Origin of the sequence: Mesorhizobium comanense (genome assembly GCF_005503535.1) — a bacterium.
In the GTDB taxonomy this organism is placed as follows: Bacteria; Pseudomonadota; Alphaproteobacteria; order Rhizobiales; family Rhizobiaceae; genus Mesorhizobium; species Mesorhizobium comanense.
Window position 1 is genome coordinate 208,404 of sequence record NZ_SCNN01000001.1, and the last position, 18,354, is coordinate 226,757.

The 18,354-nt window shown below is 64.3% G+C and carries 15 protein-coding genes; 4 read left to right on the forward strand and 11 right to left on the reverse strand.

Going from position 1 to position 18,354, the window contains the following annotated elements; translation table 11 throughout:
- Nucleotides 1-5 precede the first annotated feature (5 nt).
- Nucleotides 6-923: a hypothetical protein gene (locus FFS37_RS01020; RefSeq protein ID WP_137929071.1), complete on the reverse strand. Its 918-nt coding sequence runs from the start codon at nucleotides 921-923 to the stop codon at nucleotides 6-8.
- A gap of 366 nt (nucleotides 924-1,289) precedes the next feature.
- On the opposite strand from FFS37_RS01020, the gene FFS37_RS01030 reads away from it, so the two are divergent.
- Nucleotides 1,290-2,417, forward strand: coding sequence for an alpha/beta hydrolase family protein (locus FFS37_RS01030; protein ID WP_137929073.1), 1,128 nt, complete (start codon nucleotides 1,290-1,292; stop codon nucleotides 2,415-2,417).
- Between the two features lie 59 nt (nucleotides 2,418-2,476).
- Here the strand turns inward: FFS37_RS01030 and gyrB are convergent, their stop codons facing one another.
- The 3 genes from gyrB to FFS37_RS01045 form a co-directional block, all read right to left on the reverse strand.
- Complete coding sequence (gene gyrB, locus FFS37_RS01035) at nucleotides 2,477-4,948, reverse strand: DNA topoisomerase (ATP-hydrolyzing) subunit B (protein ID WP_137929074.1); 2,472 nt, start codon at nucleotides 4,946-4,948, stop codon at nucleotides 2,477-2,479.
- Between the two features lie 144 nt (nucleotides 4,949-5,092).
- A complete protein-coding gene (locus tag FFS37_RS01040; protein ID WP_232375546.1) occupies nucleotides 5,093-7,723 on the reverse strand; it encodes a caspase family protein in 2,631 nt (876 codons plus the stop codon).
- Nucleotides 7,724-7,813: 90 nt separating this feature from the next.
- The gene (locus tag FFS37_RS01045) at nucleotides 7,814-8,383 is read right to left on the reverse strand and encodes an NADPH-dependent FMN reductase (RefSeq protein ID WP_137929075.1); all 570 of its coding nucleotides are present in this window, start codon (nucleotides 8,381-8,383) and stop codon (nucleotides 7,814-7,816) included.
- Between the two features lie 211 nt (nucleotides 8,384-8,594).
- Here FFS37_RS01045 and FFS37_RS01050 point away from each other — a divergent pair, with 211 nt between their 5' ends.
- On the forward strand, nucleotides 8,595-9,962 hold the full coding sequence (locus tag FFS37_RS01050) for a cytochrome P450 (RefSeq protein WP_137929076.1): 1,368 nt from the start codon (nucleotides 8,595-8,597) through the stop codon (nucleotides 9,960-9,962).
- A gap of 169 nt (nucleotides 9,963-10,131) precedes the next feature.
- On the opposite strand, the gene FFS37_RS01055 is transcribed toward FFS37_RS01050, so the two are convergent.
- The 7 genes from FFS37_RS01055 to FFS37_RS01090 all read right to left on the reverse strand — a co-directional run bounded on the left by FFS37_RS01055 (nucleotide 10,132) and on the right by FFS37_RS01090 (nucleotide 16,589).
- Nucleotides 10,132-11,109 carry a complex I NDUFA9 subunit family protein gene (locus FFS37_RS01055; protein WP_137929077.1) on the reverse strand — a complete coding sequence of 326 codons (978 nt, stop codon included), beginning with the start codon at nucleotides 11,107-11,109 and terminating at the stop codon, nucleotides 10,132-10,134.
- Nucleotides 11,110-11,301: 192 nt separating this feature from the next.
- On the reverse strand, nucleotides 11,302-11,754 hold the full coding sequence (locus FFS37_RS01065) for a DoxX family protein (protein ID WP_137929079.1): 453 nt from the start codon (nucleotides 11,752-11,754) through the stop codon (nucleotides 11,302-11,304).
- Between the two features lie 342 nt (nucleotides 11,755-12,096).
- Nucleotides 12,097-13,098, reverse strand: coding sequence for an Ldh family oxidoreductase (locus tag FFS37_RS01070; RefSeq protein ID WP_171026162.1), 1,002 nt, complete (start codon nucleotides 13,096-13,098; stop codon nucleotides 12,097-12,099).
- Between the two features lie 147 nt (nucleotides 13,099-13,245).
- A complete protein-coding gene (locus tag FFS37_RS01075) occupies nucleotides 13,246-14,055 on the reverse strand; it encodes an ABC transporter permease (protein ID WP_137929080.1) in 810 nt (269 codons plus the stop codon).
- Nucleotides 14,056-14,057: 2 nt separating this feature from the next.
- Entirely contained in the window at nucleotides 14,058-14,720 is a 663-nt protein-coding gene (locus FFS37_RS01080) for an ABC transporter permease (RefSeq protein WP_137929081.1), read from the reverse strand.
- Nucleotides 14,721-14,920: 200 nt separating this feature from the next.
- Nucleotides 14,921-15,718 carry a transporter substrate-binding domain-containing protein gene (locus FFS37_RS01085; RefSeq protein ID WP_137929082.1) on the reverse strand — a complete coding sequence of 266 codons (798 nt, stop codon included), beginning with the start codon at nucleotides 15,716-15,718 and terminating at the stop codon, nucleotides 14,921-14,923.
- 55 nt (nucleotides 15,719-15,773) lie between these two features.
- Nucleotides 15,774-16,589 carry an ABC transporter ATP-binding protein gene (locus FFS37_RS01090; RefSeq protein WP_137929083.1) on the reverse strand — a complete coding sequence of 272 codons (816 nt, stop codon included), beginning with the start codon at nucleotides 16,587-16,589 and terminating at the stop codon, nucleotides 15,774-15,776.
- Nucleotides 16,590-16,801: 212 nt separating this feature from the next.
- Here FFS37_RS01090 and FFS37_RS01095 point away from each other — a divergent pair, with 212 nt between their 5' ends.
- Together FFS37_RS01095 and FFS37_RS01100 are read left to right on the forward strand one after the other, a co-directional pair.
- Nucleotides 16,802-17,674, forward strand: coding sequence for a dimethylarginine dimethylaminohydrolase family protein (locus tag FFS37_RS01095; RefSeq protein ID WP_137929084.1), 873 nt, complete (start codon nucleotides 16,802-16,804; stop codon nucleotides 17,672-17,674).
- Nucleotides 17,644-18,321, forward strand: a complete 678-nt coding sequence (locus FFS37_RS01100; protein WP_137929085.1) for a TetR family transcriptional regulator C-terminal domain-containing protein — start codon at nucleotides 17,644-17,646, stop codon at nucleotides 18,319-18,321. The genes FFS37_RS01095 and FFS37_RS01100 overlap by 31 nt, the downstream gene beginning before the upstream one ends.
- The last annotated feature ends 33 nt before the right edge of the window (nucleotides 18,322-18,354 follow it).

An 18,354-nucleotide genomic window follows, 5' to 3' on the forward strand; every position in this document is an offset into this window, starting at 1 on the left:
AAAAGTCAGGGCCTGCTCAGGAAAACGGCTTCCTCGTCGTCCCGCTGCCTGCCGCCGAGTGCGGCCGCAGCGCTGGCGATGAAGGCGCCGACGATCAGCGACAGCGCGCCGAGCAGGGCGAAGGTGGCGCTTGCTTTCCTGGCCGTGTCGGCCGCCTGCTTGGCCTTGACCTTGGCGTCCTCGACCTTGGCGACCAGAGCATCGACCCGCGCCTTGGCGTCGGCCTCGGAGAGGCCGGTGCGGTTGGCAACCAATTGCGAGAGATAGGTCTTGTCGTCTGCCGAAATCTCGCCTGCCGCCGCACTCGCGATCAGGATGCGTGAGGCCTGCCCGACCGCAGCTGCATTCCCGTCCGGACCAGCCACCGTGAGCTTGCTTGGGTCGGCAGGGCGAAACAGCGAATCCAGGAGATAGGAAGTCGCATTGTCGGCCGATGCGTTGCCGGCATTGGCGGACGCACCAGCAGACACAGCCGTGGCAGCACCTGAGGCGACGCTCGACACGGCCTGCGCCCCGGAACCGAGAACGGTGGACAGCGCCGAACCGAGGACGCCGACAACCAGCAGGGTGGCCAACGCCCAGGCGAGGAAGCCATGGGCCGTGTCACGGAAATAAACCTCGTCGGTGTGGATGCCCACCCATTTGGTGCGAAGGCGTCCGGCGAGGTAGCCACCGACACCGGAAGACAACCATTGCACGATGATCAGCCAGATGGCGGTCGACACCGCAAAGGTTGTGACCGACGCGCCCGAACCCGACCATGGCGAAACCATGCTGAGCCCGAGCCCCGAGCCGAGCAGCATGAGGATAAAGGTCAAGGTCGAGGCCGCGAAAGCACCCGCGATGATCGGCCCCCAGCTGACGGCGGTGGAGGATGATTCCGTCGAAGCGGATACGTCGACAGCCGATAGGGTGGACTGCATCGACGCCCCCTATCGTACGAAAAGCATGATGAGAATGATGATCGGAATCGGAATGCCGAGCAACCAGAGCAGAATGCCACGTCCCATGGGTGTCTCCTTGTGAGAAATTGTGATCGGTGCTGTCACAATGTTCCGCGGCAGCTTCCGTTCCGGAGGACAGTGAAATGATTTTGTTTGCCGGTGGCGGAACAATTTCGCGCGCTGCCGCGCGCCGGTGCCGCAACGGTGATGCCGTTGTGATTTGACCCGCAAGCAGAGCCGGGCAAAAGCGGAAGGTGAGCTCTCGATTTCTACCCGGTAGGTCTTGCGCCGATCGACCCTGCCGATGGCGTCACGGCGCCGTTCTCCTTTGGTGTGGGAAGACAAATGACCCTGAAGAGAATCCTGGTCGCGCGAAGAGCAATAGCCCGGCGGGTGAAGGCGTCTGTGCGCAAGCCGCTTGCGGCATCATTCGTGGCGCTGCTCTCCGGTCTGCTCGCCTGGGGTGGGACCTCGGCCTTTGCAGCCGGTGTGCCGCTCGATGCGACCCCGGACGGTTTGGTCGCGGGAGACCCCACGCCTGCCTCATCGGTCGGCTTCGAAGTCGTTCGTGTCCCCAACGACGGCGAACCTGCGCTGGCCGCCGGTATCTGGTACCCGACGTCGGCCGAGCCGCGCGATTTGCCGCTGGACAGTTTCAGCCAGCACGTGGCGCCTTCCGGTCCGCTGAAAGGCACGGCGCTGCCGCTCGTCCTTATCTCGCATGGCGGCGGCGGATCCTATGCCGGCCATTATGACACGGCGATCGCCCTGGCGAGAGCCGGCTTCGTCGTGGCCGCTGTCAGCCACGCCGGCGACACCCATGACGACCAGAGCAAGGTGCTGATGCCGTGGCGCCGGCCCGCCCAGCTGAGCCGGCTGATCGATTTCATGCTGAAGGATTGGCGCGGGCACGCCGGCATCGATCCGCAACGCATCGGCGCCTTCGGATTCTCGAATGGCGGCTTCACCGTGCTCGTCGAAGCGGGAGGAATACCCGACCTCGACAGGATCGACCCATACTGCAAGGCAAATCCCGAGCACGACCTTTGCACTGCGCTGGCGAAGGCCGGCGTCCGTTCGGTCGCCGAAATCGTGCATCCGCCACGAGACGCCTGGAAGCCGGACCGCCGAATCCGCGCCATCGCCGCCGCCGCGCCGGCGTTCGGTTTCACCTTCGACCAGGCCGGTCTCGCCTCGGTTCAAATACCGGTGCTGCTATGGCGCGCCGCAGACGATCGGCATCAGCCCGACCCCTGGTACGAAGAGCATATCCGCACGAGGCTGCCACGGCCGCCGGAGTATCACGTCGAGCCTCTGGCCGGCCACTATGCGTTCTTGCCGCCTTGCGGCGCCAGACTGGCCGCCGCTGCCCGCGATATCTGCACGGACGCGCCCGGCTTTGACCGGGCCGCGTTCCACCAACGCCTGAATGCCGCGCTGGTGAGCTTCTTCAATGCCTCGCTGCGGCCTTAAAGCAATTCCAGGAAAAGTGCCTAGCGGTTTTCCGTCCGGAATTGCGTCAAAACAAGGGGCTAGATGTCGAGGTTGGCCACCGACAGCGCGTTGTCCTGGATGAATTCGCGTCTTGGCTCCACCTCGTCGCCCATCAGCCGCGAGAACAGGCTGTCGGCATCGGTCGCGTCGCTGATCTTGACCTGCAGCAGCGAGCGCACGTTCGGATCGAGCGTGGTTTCCCACAGCTGCTCGGCATTCATCTCGCCGAGACCCTTGTAGCGCTGCATGGTCAGGCCCTTGCGGCCGGTGGCGAAGACCGCGTTGAGCAGGGCAATCGGGCCCGAGATGGTCTCCGAGACATCCTTGCGGCGCAGCACCGGCGGCGTCGCGTAGACGTCTCTGAGCCGCTGCGCGTAACGGTCGAGCTGGCGCGCATCGGCGGAATTGATCAGGCCGAGGTCGAGCTGGGCGTATTCCTTCACGCTGCGCACCGTGCGCTCGAACACATAGCCGCCGCTGCCATCGTTCGAGGTCGACATGCGGCCGGTCCAGCCGCGCTCGGTATCCTCGGCGATCACGTCCAGCCGCGCGGCGATGCGCTCGGCCATGGCGTTGGCGCGGCCGAGGTCGGCGACGACATCGGCGTTGAGCCCGCCTGCAATGGCTGCCTGCTCGACGACGCCTCTGTTGTAGCGCGTGTGCAGCCCGTTGATCAGCTGGCGAACGGCAAGCGCGTCGTCGATGGCGCTGCGCAGATCCTGTCCCGCGCGCACTTCGCCGGAGCCGAGTGAGAGCGAGGCCTCCTCGAGCCCGGAGCCGATCAGGAACTCCTCGAACGCGCTTTCATTCTTGATGTATTGCGAGCTCTTGCCGCGCGTCACCTTGTAGAGCGGCGGCTGGGCTATGTAGAGATGGCCGCGCTCGATCAGTTCCGGCATCTGGCGGAAGAAGAAGGTCAGCAGCAAGGTCCTGATATGGGCGCCGTCGACGTCGGCGTCGGTCATCAAGATGATTTTGTGATAGCGCAGTTTGTCGGCATTGAATTCGTCCTTGCCGATTGAGGTGCCGAGCGCGGTGATCAGCGTGCCGATCATGTCGGACGAGAGCATGCGGTCGAAGCGGGCGCGCTCCACATTCAGGATTTTACCGCGCAGCGGCAGGATGGCCTGGTTCTGACGCGAGCGGCCACCCTTGGCCGAGCCGCCGGCGGAATCGCCCTCGACGATGAAGATTTCGGATTTCGCCGGATCGCGTTCCTGGCAGTCGGCGAGCTTTCCGGGGAGCGAGGTGACGCCGAGGGAGGTCTTGCGGGTGATGTCGCGCGCCTTGCGCGCGGCTTCGCGCGCGGCGGCGGCCTGGATCACCTTCTCGACCACCACCTTGCCTTCGGTGGGATGCTCTTCCAGCCACGTGCCGAGCGCCTCGTTGACCAGCCCTTCGACCACCGGGCGGACTTCCGAGGAAACCAGCTTGTCCTTGGTCTGCGAGGAGAATTTCGGATCGGGAACCTTGACCGACAGCACGGCAGTCAGCCCTTCACGGCAATCGTCGCCGGTCAGCGCGACCTTTTCCTTCTTGGTCAGGCCGGAGGAATCGCCATAACCCGTGATCTGGCGCGTCAGCGCGCCGCGGAAGCCGGCCAGATGGGTGCCGCCATCGCGCTGCGGAATGTTGTTGGTGAAGGCCAGCACATTCTCGTGGTAGCTGTCGTTCCACCACATTGCCACTTCGACGGTGATGCCGTCGCGCTCGGCGCGGATGGCGATCGGCTTCTCGATCAGCGGCTTCTTCACGCGGTCAAGGTATTTGACGAATTCTTCGAGGCCGCCGTCATAGTGAAGTTCATGCTTCACCACATCGGCGTGCCGGGCGTCGGTCAAAACGATGCGCACGCCGGAGTTGAGGAAAGCCAGCTCGCGCAGGCGGTGTTCCAGCGTGCCGAAGTCGAACTCGACCATGGTGAAGGTCTCGGCCGACGGGAAGAAGGTGATCTCGCTGCCGCTGCGGCCTTCATTGGTGCCCGGCTGCTTGTTCTGCTCGTAGCTGCCGGTCACCTTCAGCGGCGCGTCGGCATCGCCATGGGTGAAGCTCATTTCGAAGATCTGGCCGTTGCGGCGGATCTTCAGCTTCAGCCAGGCGGACAGCGCGTTGACGACCGAGACGCCGACGCCGTGCAGGCCGCCAGACACCTTGTAGGAATTCTGGTCGAATTTGCCGCCGGCATGCAGCTGCGTCATGATCACTTCGGCCGCCGAAATGCCTTCGCTGGGGTGAATGTCCGTCGGAATGCCGCGGCCATTGTCGATCACGGTAACCGAGCCGTCGGGATTGAGCGTCACCGAAACGAGGTCGGCATGGCCGGCCAGCGCCTCGTCGATGGCGTTATCCACCACCTCGTAGACCATGTGGTGCAGGCCCGAGCCGTCATCGGTGTCGCCGATATACATGCCGGGCCGCTTGCGGACAGCATCCAACCCCTTCAAAACCTTGATGGAATCGGCGCCGTACTCGGCTGGCCCGCCGTTGGTGTTCTCGGTCTGGTCGCTCATGAAAACCTGTTGTCTAGATGCCGCTTCTGCAACGCGAAAAATCGGCCCCGAATCGCGCTCGTGATATGGCGTAGATATAGGCGCTAAAGGCGGTTTTTCCAAGGTTTGCGGGCATTTCCGGGCCAAATCCCGAGCCGCAGCCGGCTATTTTTTTCGAGCGCTGAATTTGGCGATAAGGTCGCGCAGATATTTGATCGTGGATTTGTCCCTGGGCGCCAGCCGGCCCGTGCGGTCGAGCTCCAGCGTCAGGGTCAGCGCTTTGTTCAGCACGGCCTTCGGATCCTTCGCCACGTAGGCATAGTTGATGTAGGCCTGCACCAGATCGAATTGCCAGATCGCATTGTTCGGATCGGACTGGGCCAGCCGCTGGCGGATGGCGAGGCTGGCCTCGAAGGCCTGCTTGGAGCCCTCGAAGTGGCGCCGCCTGGTCTCCAGCATGCCGATTTCCGACAGCGTGATCGACAGGTCGCGTTGCCAATCGGAATTGGCGGGGTCGAGCCTGGCCAGCCGATCGGCGATGGCTAGACTGTCCTGATAGGTGCGCAGCGCGCCGCCTGCATCGCCCTGGACATCCAGCACGCCCGCGACCTTTTCCAGGCAGACCGACAGGTCGCGCTGCCACTCGGTGTTGCCGGGGTCGGTCGCGGCAAGGTCACGCGCCACCGTCAGCGCCTGCTGATAGGAAGCCAGCGCCGCCGGCCAGTCCTCTTGGTCGCCGAGCGCATTGCCGGTCTTGCTATAGGCGATCGACAGGTCGCGCTTCAAATCCGTGTTCTTCGGGTCGCGGCGCGCCATCTCTTCGGCGATCGCCACGCTCTTGGCGTAGGCCTCGAGCGCGCCGGCGGCGTCGCCGCGCTCGCGCTTGAGATCGCCGATCCTATCCTGGCTGACAGAGACGGCGCGCTGGCGCTCGGGATCGCCGGGTTTGTTCCCGGCCAGCGCCAGCCGGATTCTCAGGCTCTCCTCGAAGGCCGTCTGGGCGTCGTCCAGATGACCGGTGCTTCGGGCAAGATCGCCGATTTCATCGTAGGTGATGGTCAGGTCGCGCAGCAGAGAGGCGCTGTTCGGCTCGGCCTCCGCCAATTGCTGCTTGATCGACAGGCTTTGCTGATAGGCCTTGGCCGCGGCGCCCACGTCGCCTTGCGTCGCCAGCACGTTGCCGATTTTGTCATTGGCCATGGCGAGATCGCCGAGCCAGCCTTTCCTGTCCGGCTCGCTTGCCGTCAGGTCCTGCAGCATGTCCCTGGCCGCCTCATAGTGTTGCAAGGAGGTCGGCAGATCTCCCCGCGCCATCTCTATGTTGGCGAGCTTGATATGGCTGATGGCAAGATCGCGCTTGACGCTGGGGTCGGTTTCCTGACGCGACCGCTGCTCGAGATTGGCCAAAAGGGCGGTAAAGGCTCGGCCCGCGGCTTCGACATTGCCCACGGTCGTATAGAGAATGCCAAGTTCCTCCAGCGTCCGGCTCTGGCGGTCGGCCTGTTCGAGGGTGAGTGAGGTCTGCCCGGCCTCGCCATAAAGCGCCAGCACCGATTCATAGTCCTTGATGGCCGCGGCATAGTCGAGATCGGCGCGCGCCGCGCCGGCCGACAGGAACCGCGTCGCGGCCTCCGACATAGTGCGGCTGACGAAATTGGCCTTCAGCGTCTGGCGCGAAGAATTGTCGATATCGGCGGCCTTGGCGAGGATGGCACGCGCGCTGTCGAAGGCGCCGAGCGAGAGCTGTTCCTCGGCCTGCCGGCGCAGTTCCGTCACCTGCGGGTCGCCGGAGGCAAGCGTCTTCATCTCGCCACGCACCTTGACGAAAGCGTCGGCCGCCTCGCGCAGCCTGGCGTTGAGGCTTTCGGCCGACAGGTGGCTGGTGTCGCTGCTGATCAGCGCGCCATAGAGCGGCGCCAGCGGCATGTCGGCATCGCTGGCGATCTGTTCGACCTCGCCGCGCATTTGCGGCGTCACATCAGCCATGGCCAGCAGCAGCCTTTCGCGCTCCGGCAGTTCTTCCCTGGCGGTGGAAGCGAAGAACAGCTGCGGCAGGCCGCTCTCGACATAAGGCAATTGCTTGCCGCGGCTGAGGTCATAGACTTCCTGCTGCACCAGCGTCAGCACAGAGCGGATTTCGAGCCCATCCGTCCCAAGGTATTTGGTCAACGCCGCCGTAAAGGGCGAATTCTGGCCGCTTCCATCGGCGGCCGTTTCGCCCGGCGCGGCTGAAAAGGCGAACAGGATGTTTTCCGCCCGCCCGACGCGGCCAAGGCCCGGCTTGACCTTGTCGGCGACATCCCGGGCTATCGAGGTCGCGCCGCGTCCTCCGCCGGCATCACCCGAGAACGGGTCGCTGCGGCATGCATCGAGCACGATCAGCCCGACCTTGGCTGTGGCGGCGACGGCGTCGCGCACTTCTTCCAGCGGCAGGCTGGTCTTCTCCAGCGCGTCGAGCGAGGAGGCGTCGGCATCGACCGGCAGCAGCCGGTTGTCGCCCGAGATTTCCACGCCGTGGCCGGAGAAATAGACCAGCGCCACATCGGCGCCCCTGGCATCATCGCGAAAATCGTCGAGGGCGCGGCGCATGCGCCGGAGATCGCGGTTGGTTTCGAGAACCACCTCGAACCCGAGTTTCTTGAGCGCCGCCTCCATGGCCTCGCCGTCGTGCACCGGATTGGCGAGTGGCCGGATCAGCCGGTAGTCATCGTCGGCCATGACCAATGCCACGCGTCGCTCCGCCGTGGCGACAGCGGTGGTCGCCAGCATCAGCAGCAAGGCAAACAGCAAACGCAAGTCGAACCGCCCCCCCGGCTCAGTCGTTTGCCGACAATTCCACCTCTTTATCGCGTGAGCAAGCCGGCCTGTCGGCCGAAGCGGGCCTGTTCAGGCGGCCCGCATTGGTTTCAGCGCCTCGCTCCAACGCGCCAACTCGTCCAGCATGGCCGTTGCTCCACCGGTCACCTGTTCGCTGGCGTTGAACGCGCCTTTGTCGTCGAGCAGCTTCTGGTACATGGGCAGCGCCACGCCTTCCGGGATCGGCATGATGCCAACCGAAGTCAGCAGCGGCTTCAGCGCCTGGGCCGCGCGCAAACCGCCGGAAACGCCGCCATAGCTGAGGATGGCGGCGGGCTTGTACTTCCATTCGCGGGCGAGGTAGTCGATCGCGTTGACGATCGCCGGAGCGGCGAAATAATTGTACTCCGGCGCCACGAAGACAAAGGCGTCCGCGGCATCGATCGCCTTCGACCAGGCTTTGGTATGGTCGTTCTGGTAGTTGCCGAGCCTGGGATGATGCGGCTCGTCCAGCACCGGGAGGTTGAAAGCGTGGATGTCGGTCAGGACCGGCTCGAATTTCCCGTGCCCGCGCGCGAACGTCTCCAGCCATTCGGCAAAAACCGGGCCGGCGCGGCCAGGCCGCGTGCTGCCGATGATGATGTTCAACTGGTGCTTCAAGGCGGGCTCCTCGTATTGGCGGTATCTGTTGGTAACTGTCAGTAAGGCAGACTGGACCGCCGGACAAGCAGGCACTCCCGGCAGGCCCGTCACGATCCGATGAACAGACCGTCAGCCGCGGGATGCCGCGCAGCCGTCTTGCGGCCTGCCGTTCGGTCACATGGACGCCCGGATCGCCAGCCACTACATTGGAGCCATAGCGGAGCATTTCATGGACACTCAGCCCGCCCCCTTCGTTCCCCCGGCGCCGAAGCCGCGCACGTCGCCGCCTTCGACGCTGGAGATGATCCGCATCGTCTACCGCAACCCGCTCGAACTGTGGGGCGAGCCGACCTACAACGAGCCCTGGATTTCGGCCAAGGGCGCCGGCGGACCGCTGGTCATCGCCAACGATCCCGGCCTGATCCGCCATGTGCTGGTCGACAACGCCAAGAACTACAAGATGGCGACGGTGCGCCAGAAGATCCTGCGGCCGATCCTGCGAGACGGCCTGCTGACCGCCGAAGGCGAGGTCTGGAAGCGGTCGCGCAAGGCGATGGCGCCTGTGTTCACGCCGCGCCACATCTTCGGCTTCGCGCAGCCGATGCTCAAGCGCACCGAGGAGTTCGTAACCCGCTACGAGGCGGGCGGCACCTCCGACATCGCTCACGACATGACGCTGCTGACCTACGACATACTGGCGGAGACGCTGTTCTCGGGCGAGATCGCGGGTGAGCCTGGCAGTTTCGCCAACGAGATCGACCGCCTGTTCGAGACCATGGGCCGCGTCGATCCGCTCGACCTGCTGCGCGCCCCCGACTGGCTGCCGCGCCTGACCCGCATCCGCGGCCGCAAGACCATGGCCTATTTCCGCAAGATCGTCACCGACACGGTCAAGATGCGCGAAGAGAAATTCCGGCGCGATCCCGATGCCGTTCCGCAGGATTTCCTGACGCTGCTGCTCCGGGCCGAAGGTCCCGACGGGCTGACGCGAGCCGAAGTCGAGGACAACATCATCACCTTCATCGGCGCAGGCCACGAGACGACCGCGCGGGCCCTTGGCTGGACGCTTTACTGCTTGGCCGAATCGCCATGGGAGCGTGACCGGATCGAGCAGGAAATCGACGAGGTGCTGGCGCGCGAACCCGATCCGACCAAGTGGCTCGACGCCATGCCGCTGACGCGCGCCGCCTTCGACGAAGCGCTGCGGCTCTATCCGCCGGCGCCGTCGATCAACCGAGAGCCGATCGTGCCGGAAATGTGGAAGGACCTCTACATCCCGAAGCATGCGGCCGTGCTGGTCATGCCCTGGGTCGTGCATCGCCACAGGAAGCTGTGGGACAGGCCCGATGCCTTCATGCCCGAACGTTTCCATCCTGGAAATCGCGAAAAGATCGACCGTTTCCAGTATCTGCCGTTCGGCGCGGGGCCGCGCGTCTGCATCGGCGCCAGCTTCGCCATGCAGGAGGCGATCATCGCGCTCGCCATCCTCTTGTCGCGCTTCCGTTTCGACACCTCGGCCGAGACCAAACCCTGGCCGGTGCAGAAACTGACGACGCAGCCTCAAGGCGGTCTGCCGATGCAGGTGACCGCCCGCTAGGCATGCTGATATTCAGGTGATGCCGGCCTGCGAACGATGGCTTCCTACGCTTCCGCGTTCTACTGCGACGCAGTAGAACGGTGCTCACGTACTTGAGTACGTTCCGCTCCGGTTCTCGTAACCCACCGTTCTCGACTCGGCCTGACCTGAATCTAGGCACGCCTAGGGCTTATACCGCGGGCTTGCGCTGCTGGAACTGGCCGGCGGCGCGGAAGCGCCAGAGGTAGCTCGGCAGGATCGTCGCGATCGACTGCGGCTGGATGCCGAGCCCGGTCAGGGTCCGGTTGGCCTTGGCCGCTTCGTCCGAGACGATATTGTGCTCGCGCAACTGCATCACCTGGTCCTTGGTCAGCAGCGGATTGGGCAGCAGGCCGAGGATCGAGGCCTGGATGTTGGCAACCCACCACGGCACCGGCACCAGCAGCCGCTTGCGCTCGATCACGGTGAGCAGTTCCTCCATGCACTCCTTGAAGGTGAGCACGTTGGGGCCGCCGAGTTCATAGGTCTGGCCGCCCTGCACCTTGCCCTCGACCGAGCGCGCCACGGCTTCGGCGACATCGCCGACATAGACGGGCTGGAACTTGGTCTGGCCGCCGCCGATCAGCGGCAGCGCCGGCGAGTAGCGCGCCATGTTGGCGAAGCGGTTGAAGAAACTGTCTTCCGGGCCGAAATTGATCGACGGCCGCAGGATCACGGCATCCGGGATCGTCTCCAGCACGGCCTTTTCGCCAAGCGCCTTGGTGCGCGCGTAGTCCGATTCGGAGTTCGCGTCGGCGCCCAGCGCCGAAATATGGGTGAGCCCGGCGCCGACCGAGCGTGCCGCCTCGGCGACGGCGCGCGCGCCGAATTCATGCACCGCGGAGAATTTCTGCCGGCCGCTCTCATGCAGGATGGCGACGAGATTGACGACGTGGTCGGCGCCTTGCACGGCGCGGTCGATGGACCAGCGAACACGCACATTGGCCTGCACCGGCTGAATCTGGCCGACATTGCCGAGCGGTTGCAGGTGGCCGGCAAGGTCAGGGCGGCGGCAGGCGACGCGGATGCGATAGCCGCGCTTGGCAAGCGCTCGCACCACATGGCGGCCGACAAAGCCCGAGCCGCCAAAGACGACGATGAGCTTCGGGGTCTGCAGGATTTCGGTCATGACTGGCTCCGGCGCACTTTCCAGATGGCTTGGCTGAAGCCGTTTCATAGTCCGTTTTGCGCCAAAGGCAAAGGGCGACGCGTCGTCGCTGCCGCCCTTCTTTGCAGAGCAATTCCAGGAAAAGTTCTAAGCGGTTTTCCCAGGAAAAGCGCACAGCGCTTTCCCTTGGGAATTGCGGGTGAACAAGGCTTGTCAGAACGCCTTGCCGATGCGGGCGTCGACCGAGTGCCGGTTGCCGCCGCGAATGACGAAGAACAGCAGCATCGCGGCCCAAAGCAGCGACTTTTCCGCACCTGAAAAGCCCTGGCCCATCGTCACCCAGTGGAACCAGACGGTGACCAGCAGCACGAACAGGCCGGCAAAGGCGGCAGGACGGGTCAGGAATCCGATGGCGATCAGGATGCCGCCGAAAAACTCGGTGCAGGCCAAAAGCAGTGACCAGAAGGCGCCGGGATAGAAGCCGAGGCCTTCGACCATCTCGGCGGCGCCGAAAGGATTGGTGATCTTTTGCGAGCCGTGGATGGTGAGGAATGCACCGGCCACGACGCGCAGCACGGTTTCGCCGGCGTCATGCAGCGACGAATACAGGCGGCCAAGTGCGGGAATGATCAGTCTGCCGCGGGAAGCGTCGGTGGTTACGGACATCGTAGCTCCTGTTTTTTGGACATCGTCTCGCAAACGCCCGATGGCTTCCATCAAGTCAAGTTAACAAAAGTTAACTATCGTAATCATGTTTAACTCGTGCGCCGGATAAGACGCAGAAAACCCCGCCGAAGCGGGGTTTTCCGGGTGTAGCTCATGTCGAACCAGGGTCTGACGAGGCGGCCTGACCTGAGACGGTATCAGCATGGCGTGAAGCAAGTACGCCCGCCTCCGCCCTGGACGCATCCGACAGAAGACACCGACCGGGCAAACCCGACCCGGACGGCAGTAGGTCGCTTCACCACGCCGAAAGGTTCAGCAGGGCGTGGAGAATTCGCCGGGAACTCAGGCGGAATAGCGCTCGGCGAACTCTGAGATGCGCTGCACCACCGCCTTGGGCGCGGTAATGCCGCGCGCCTGCGCTTTCTCGGCCGCCTCGGCTCTTGCCCGGCCCGGCACGTGTACGCCATAGCGGCGGCGCAACCGGTCGAGCTGATCCTTCATGCGCTTTTCAAAGTCCGGATCGAGCAGCTTGGGTTCGACGGCAAGCACGAACAGCCCGGTTCCCGGACTGTCAGGGCCGCCGGTAAACCAGGGCGCGTCGAGCGACCAGTTGGCACCCGACAGGCCGGCCGCAAGCACTTCGACCATCAGCGCGATGTTGGCGCCGCGCTGTCCGCCGAAGGCGAGCATGGCGCCCTTCATCGCCGCCGCCGGATCGGTGGTCGGGTTGCCGCTGGCGTCCAGCGCCCAGCCCTCCGGGATTTGCTTGCCGTCCTCGGCTGCCTTGCGGATGTTGACGAAGGCGGTGGCGCTCGACGACTGGTCGATGACCAGCGGCGCGCCATCGGCGGCGGGGGCGGCAAAGGACATCGGATTGGTGCAATAGACCGGCTTGACCGAGCCCGAGCCGGCAAGCACCGCCGGACCATTGGTGGCCGCGAACGAGACCAGGCCCTGTGCGGCAAGCCTTCCCGTGAAATAGCCGAGCGCGCCGCATGTGTAGGCATTCTTCTGCGAGAAGATGGCGACGCCGAACAGTTTCGCCGCCTTGGCGAGGTCATCCACGGTGCGATCGAAACCGGTATGCGCCAGCCCGCCGCGCGCGTCGGAAAGATAGACGGCAAGCGCCGGTCTTGTGATCACCGGATCGGCATTGCCGTCGATGCGCCCGGCCTCCAGCGCTTCGAGGTAGTCGATGAAATGCGTCAGCCCCACGGTCGCCAGCCCTTCCGCCTCGGCCGCGATGATCGAGGCCGTCAACGACTGCGCCGCCTCTTCATTGGCGCCGGCGCCAAGTGCTGCCATCCGGCATAGTCCTCTTGCCTGGTCGAGACTGAGTTGCATCATGGCTGTCCTGGTGTCGCTGTGGGCTGATTGCATTGGTGGCTCATGTGCCCAGCAGCACATGAGCAGACATTCGTGTTGAAAATCGTCCGCCTCTGCAAGAAAAGCGGCTTACACCGCCGATCCTTGTACCCGACCTGTGCGCCTCTATCCGATCTTGACCGGGATGCGTCTCTCGATCCGGCTGAAGGCGAAGACGAGAATGCCGGTGATCACCATATAGATCAGCGCCAGCAGCAGCAGGGGCTCGTAGGTGAGGTAGGTATCCTGCCGCACTTTCGAGGAAACGGCGAAGATGTCGATGACGCTGATCGTGGCCACCAGGGGTGTGGATTTCAGCTGCAGAACGGTTTCGCCGGTCAGCGTCGGCAATGCCCTGTAAAACGCCTGCGGCAACCAGATGCGCCGGAAAATCTTCCAGCGGCTCATGCCGAAGGCGCGGGCGGCTTCCAGCTGCCCCTTGGGCACGCCGGCAAAGGCGCCGCGCATCACCTCGCCCTCATAGCCCGCGAAGGACAGTGTGAGCGCCAGAACGCCGTAGGGCCACGCCTGCCTGAGGTAGGGCCACATCCAGGATTCACGGATCCAGGGATATTGCGGGAAGAGCGAGCCCAGCCCGTAATAGAGCAGCCAAAGCTGGAGCAGCAGCGGCGTGCCGCGGATGATGGTGCAGAACACTTTCGCCGGCGCTGCGACCCAGATTGAACCGGCGGCCTGGGCCAGTCCGACCGGCACGGCGATCATGAAGCCGAGCACGCAGGTGACGACCAGGATCCACAGGGCACGCCAGATGCCCATGAGGCCCATTTCCCAGTATTGCGGCAGCCAGTCCCAGCGCATGAACAAGGCGGCCGATGTCACCAGCCCCAGCGCGATCAGGATCAGCACGATGCGATGCGGCTGCAGCCAGAGCGAGGCGCGCGCCGCGGTATTGATGATGGCTGCCTCGCCCGCCATCACTATGCGTCCTTGATCGAGGGCATGCCGCGCCGTGCCCATTTTTCGGCCCTGCCGAGCAGGAAGTTCGAAACCAGCGTCACGCACAGATAGAGCACGCCGGCGGCGAGGAAGAAAACCAGATAGGCCTTGGTGACGCCGGCGGCCTGACGCGTCGCAAGCGTCAACTCGGAGAAGCCGACGACGGCCAGCAGCGCGGTGTCCTTGGTTGCGATCAGCCACAGATTGGCGAGGCCTGGAATGGCGAAGGGCAGCATCGCCGGCAGCGTGATGCGCCGCAACAGCAGGCCCGGAGACATGCCATAGGCGCGGGCTGCTTCGATCTGGCCCTGCGGGATGGCCAGGATCGCGCCACGGATGACTTCGGTCGAATAGGCGCCCTGGACGAAGCCGAGCACGGCGATGCCGGCCACCAGCCCGCTAATGTCGACGCGCTGATAGCCCATGGCGGTCAGCACCTGGTTTATCAGGTCGGTGCCGGCATAATAGAGCAGCAGGATCAGCACCAGTTCCGGCACGGCGCGCACCACGGTGGTGTAGACCGCGAACAGGTCGCGCACCACGGGCCCGCCATAAAGCTTGCCATAGGCACCCCAGGTTCCGATCACGAGGCCGACGATCGTGGCGCCGACGGCGATCTCGAGCGAATGCAAGAGCCCGACCAAGAGCGTTTTGCCCCAGCCGCCGTCCGCGGGCGAGAGGAGTTCAATGATGCCGGCCGCCGAGGCCGGAAGAAGAGAAAAGATCAGCGTCGCCCCCGGATTGCTGGCTCACTCCGCCGGCAATTGCGGCCGGCGGCGAGCATGCCTGGACAGGTTTGCCGGAGACATGGCGCCAGCGCCACGTCCCCGGTCCATGCGAGGGATCAGTTCGACTGCGGTGCGCCGCCGTAGATGTCGAAATCGAAGTATTTCTTCGAGATCTCGTCATACTTGCCATTGGAGCGGATCGCCTTGATGCCGGCGTTGATCTTTTCCTTCAGGTCGGTGTCTTCCTTGCGCACGCCGGCGCCGACGCCCGGTCCGAGCACTTCGTCGTCCGGAGCCACCATGCCCTTCAGATCGCAGCACGCCTTGCCCTGGTCGGTCTTGAGGAATTCGCCAAGCGCGATGGAATCGGCCTGCACCGCGTCGAGGCGGCCGGCGGCGAGGTCGTTGTTGGCCTCGTCCTGCGTCTGGTATTCCTTGATCTCGGACGCCGTGGCGCCGAAATGCTTCTTGGCGTAAACGGCATGCACGGTCGAAACCTGGACGCCAACGACCTTGCCCTTGAGGTCGTCGGGCGTAGCGCCGAATTTCTGGTCCTTCGGTCCGATGATCGCGGTCGGCGTGTTGTAATACTTGTCGGAGAAGTCGATCGTCTTCTTGCGTTCGTCGGTGATCGACATCGACGACACGATGAGGTCGATCTTCTTGGTCGTCAGCGCCGGAATGATGCCGTCCCATGCGACCGGTGTGATGACGCAATCGAGCTTCTCCTCGGCGCACACGGCGTCGATGAAGTCGATCTCCCAGCCCACCCATTTGCCCGAGGCGTCGGGCGAGGTGAAGGGCGGGTAGGGCTCTGCGGCGACGCCGATCTTGACCGGATCGGCCTTGGCCACGCCCATGGCGGCGACGCCGAGCAGCAATGCCGCGGCGAATGTCTTCAGAACAGTCTTCATTTCAGAACTCCCAGTTTGTTGTTGGTTCCCGTTTTTCTTCCGTCCCGGCCTGTCCCTAGCCGATGTTGCGGATGAACTGCTTGAGCCTTTCGGATTTCGGCGCGCCGAAAATCTGTTCCGGCGGACCTTCTTCCTCGACCAGCCCGTTGTAGAGGTAGACGACGTGGGTCGCGACCTCGCGGGCGAACTTCATCTCGTGGGTGACCAGCACCATGGTGCGGCCCTCGCGCGCCAGGTCGCCGATCACCTTCAGCACTTCGCCGACCAGTTCCGGATCGAGTGCCGATGTCGGTTCGTCGAACAGCATGACGCGCGGATTGATGGCGAGCGCGCGGGCGATCGCCGCCCGCTGCTGCTGGCCGCCCGAGAGATAGGCGGGATAGACGTCGCGCTTTTCGGCAAGTCCGACGCGCGCGAGAAGCTTCTCGGCCTGGGCGACCGCCTCGTCGCGCCTGACGCCGAGCACATGCACGGGAACCTCGATGACGTTCTCGATCAGCGTCATGTGGCTCCACAGGTTGAAGTTCTGAAACACCATGCCGAGCTTGGAGCGGATGCGTTCGATCTGCCTGCGGTCGGCCGGAACGGTATGGCCGTGGCTGTCGGCCTTGAGCTTGATCTCTTCGCCATTGACCCGGATGATGCCGCTTGTCGGGTTCTCCAGGCAGTTGATGCAGCGCAGCAGCGTCGACTTCCCCGAACCCGAGCCGCCGATGATGGCGATGACCTCGCCGTCGCGCGCCGACAGCGACACGCCTTTCAGCACGTGCAGTTCGCCGAATTTCTTGTGCAGGTTCTCGACATGGATGGCTTCGGCGGCGCCATTCTGCGCCTCTCCGGATGGGATTGTGGCAGCTCCCGCCACGCTCACCGGGTGACCTCTGAAAGGTCGGCGGCAGTTCGTCGAACGGCTATCCGGCTAATCAACATACGCTGTACTGCCCTGCTCCAGACTTCAGCATGGACCCAACTGAGCGAGCCCGTCAATCCCGCCCATTACGGCACTTGCAGCCTTGTTGTGCAAGTGTATAAATAGCCTCCCATGAAATTTTTTCGATTTTTTTCAGCACAAAAAGGGCATCGATGAGCGCTTTCGGGTCACAGTCCATGGCGGCGCCTTTGCGGCGCGTGCTGATGCGGTCGGCGGCAAACGCGATGCGCGACGCCGAGCGCGCTGCCTGGCACTATGGTCCGGGGTTCAGCCCGGCGAAAGCCGCCTCCCAGCACGCGGTGTTTGCCGGATTGGTGGCGGCTTCCGGTGCTGAAATCGAATGGATCGAGGAAAAGGCCGACGGACTTTCGGATTCGGTGTTCACCCACGATCCGTCGCTGATGACCGACCGTGGCGCGCTGATCCTGTCCATGGGCAAGCCGTTGCGCGCCAGGGAGCCTTCGCTGCATGAGGAAACCTACAAAAGGCTCGGCATTCCGATCCTCGGCCGCGTCCAGCCTCCCGGCCAGGTCGAGGGCGGTGATTGCGTATGGCTGGATGCGCGCACGCTGGCCACCGGGCGCGGTGTCCGCTCCAACCAGGAAGGCATCCAGCAGGTGTCCAATCTGCTGACGCCGCTGGGCATTTCCGTCTATGGCTTTGATCTGCCGCTGTGGCAGGGCGAGGAGGCGTGCCTGCACCTGATGTCGGTCATCAGTCCGCTGGCCGACGACCTCGCACTGGTCTACTCGCCGCTTTTGCCGGCCCCGTTCTATCAGATGCTGAAGGCGCGCGGCATCCGGCTGGTCGAGGGCGATGCCGAAGAGTTTGCCACCTCCAACGGCCTCAGCCTCAACGTGCTGCCGACCAGTCCGCTCAAGGTCATCGCCGTTGCGGGCTTCCCCAAGACCAAGGCCGCGATGGAAGCCGCCGGCTGCTCGGTCGAGATCTTCGAGGCGGACGCGCTCTGCATCGCCTGTGAAGGCGGGCCGACATGCCTGACGCGGCCGATCCTGCGCCAATGAACGCGCCCTACCGCCGCAAGTTTCGTCGCGAGGGCGAGGAGCGGCGGCGGCAGGATTTGATCGATGCGACCCTGGACAGCGTGGCCGAGTATGGCCTGCAGGGCGCCAGCCTGCGCACCATCGCATTGCGCGCGGGCGTCACCGCCGGACTGGTCCGTCACTATTTTCCCGGTAAGGAAGAATTGCTGCAGGAAGCCTATGCATCGCTGATGGGCCGCATGACCGAACAGGCGAAAGCGGCCTTGGTCATGGAAAACACCTCGCCGCGCCAGCGCCTCGCGGCTTTCGTCAGCGCCAATCTCAACGTCCCGATCATCGATGCGCGCGTGTTCTCGCTCTGGGCGACCTTCATCGGCCGCGCCGGCGCGGATCCGTCCCTGGCCCGTGCCCACCGCGAAGGCTACCTTGGCTTTCGCAACGAAGTGGAAGCGGTGGTGGCCGAAGTGCTCGGCGCCGAGCAGCGCAAGCCGGATGCAGGCGAACTGCGCCACCATGCCATCGCCATCAACGCGATCATCGACGGGCTGTGGATCGAAGGCTGCCTCGCCGGCGAGATGTTCTCGCCCGGCGAATTGGCGGCGATCGGCATCAAGACTGTCGAGGCCGAACTCGGCCTCGCGCCGTCAACGAAATTCCAGGAAAAGTGAGCAGCGCTTCCCCTTGGGAATTGCTTAGGAAAC

Bases quoted from the DNA above. Each gene is read 5' to 3' on its own strand.
- FFS37_RS01050 (WP_137929076.1), top strand. From the start codon at position 8,595: ATGGACACTCAGCCCGCCCCCTTCGTTCCCCCGGCGCCGAAGCCGCGC.
- gyrB (WP_137929074.1), bottom strand. From the start codon at position 4,948: ATGAGCGACCAGACCGAGAACACCAACGGCGGGCCAGCCGAGTACGGC.
- FFS37_RS01075 (WP_137929080.1), bottom strand. From the start codon at position 14,055: ATGGCGGGCGAGGCAGCCATCATCAATACCGCGGCGCGCGCCTCGCTC.
- FFS37_RS01030 (WP_137929073.1), top strand. From the start codon at position 1,290: ATGACCCTGAAGAGAATCCTGGTCGCGCGAAGAGCAATAGCCCGGCGG.
- FFS37_RS01085 (WP_137929082.1), bottom strand. From the start codon at position 15,718: ATGAAGACTGTTCTGAAGACATTCGCCGCGGCATTGCTGCTCGGCGTC.
- FFS37_RS01100 (WP_137929085.1), top strand. From the start codon at position 17,644: ATGCCTGACGCGGCCGATCCTGCGCCAATGAACGCGCCCTACCGCCGC.
- FFS37_RS01020 (WP_137929071.1), bottom strand. From the start codon at position 923: ATGCAGTCCACCCTATCGGCTGTCGACGTATCCGCTTCGACGGAATCA.
- FFS37_RS01095 (WP_137929084.1), top strand. From the start codon at position 16,802: ATGAGCGCTTTCGGGTCACAGTCCATGGCGGCGCCTTTGCGGCGCGTG.
- FFS37_RS01055 (WP_137929077.1), bottom strand. From the start codon at position 11,109: ATGACCGAAATCCTGCAGACCCCGAAGCTCATCGTCGTCTTTGGCGGC.
- FFS37_RS01065 (WP_137929079.1), bottom strand. From the start codon at position 11,754: ATGTCCGTAACCACCGACGCTTCCCGCGGCAGACTGATCATTCCCGCA.
- FFS37_RS01070 (WP_171026162.1), bottom strand. From the start codon at position 13,098: ATGCAACTCAGTCTCGACCAGGCAAGAGGACTATGCCGGATGGCAGCA.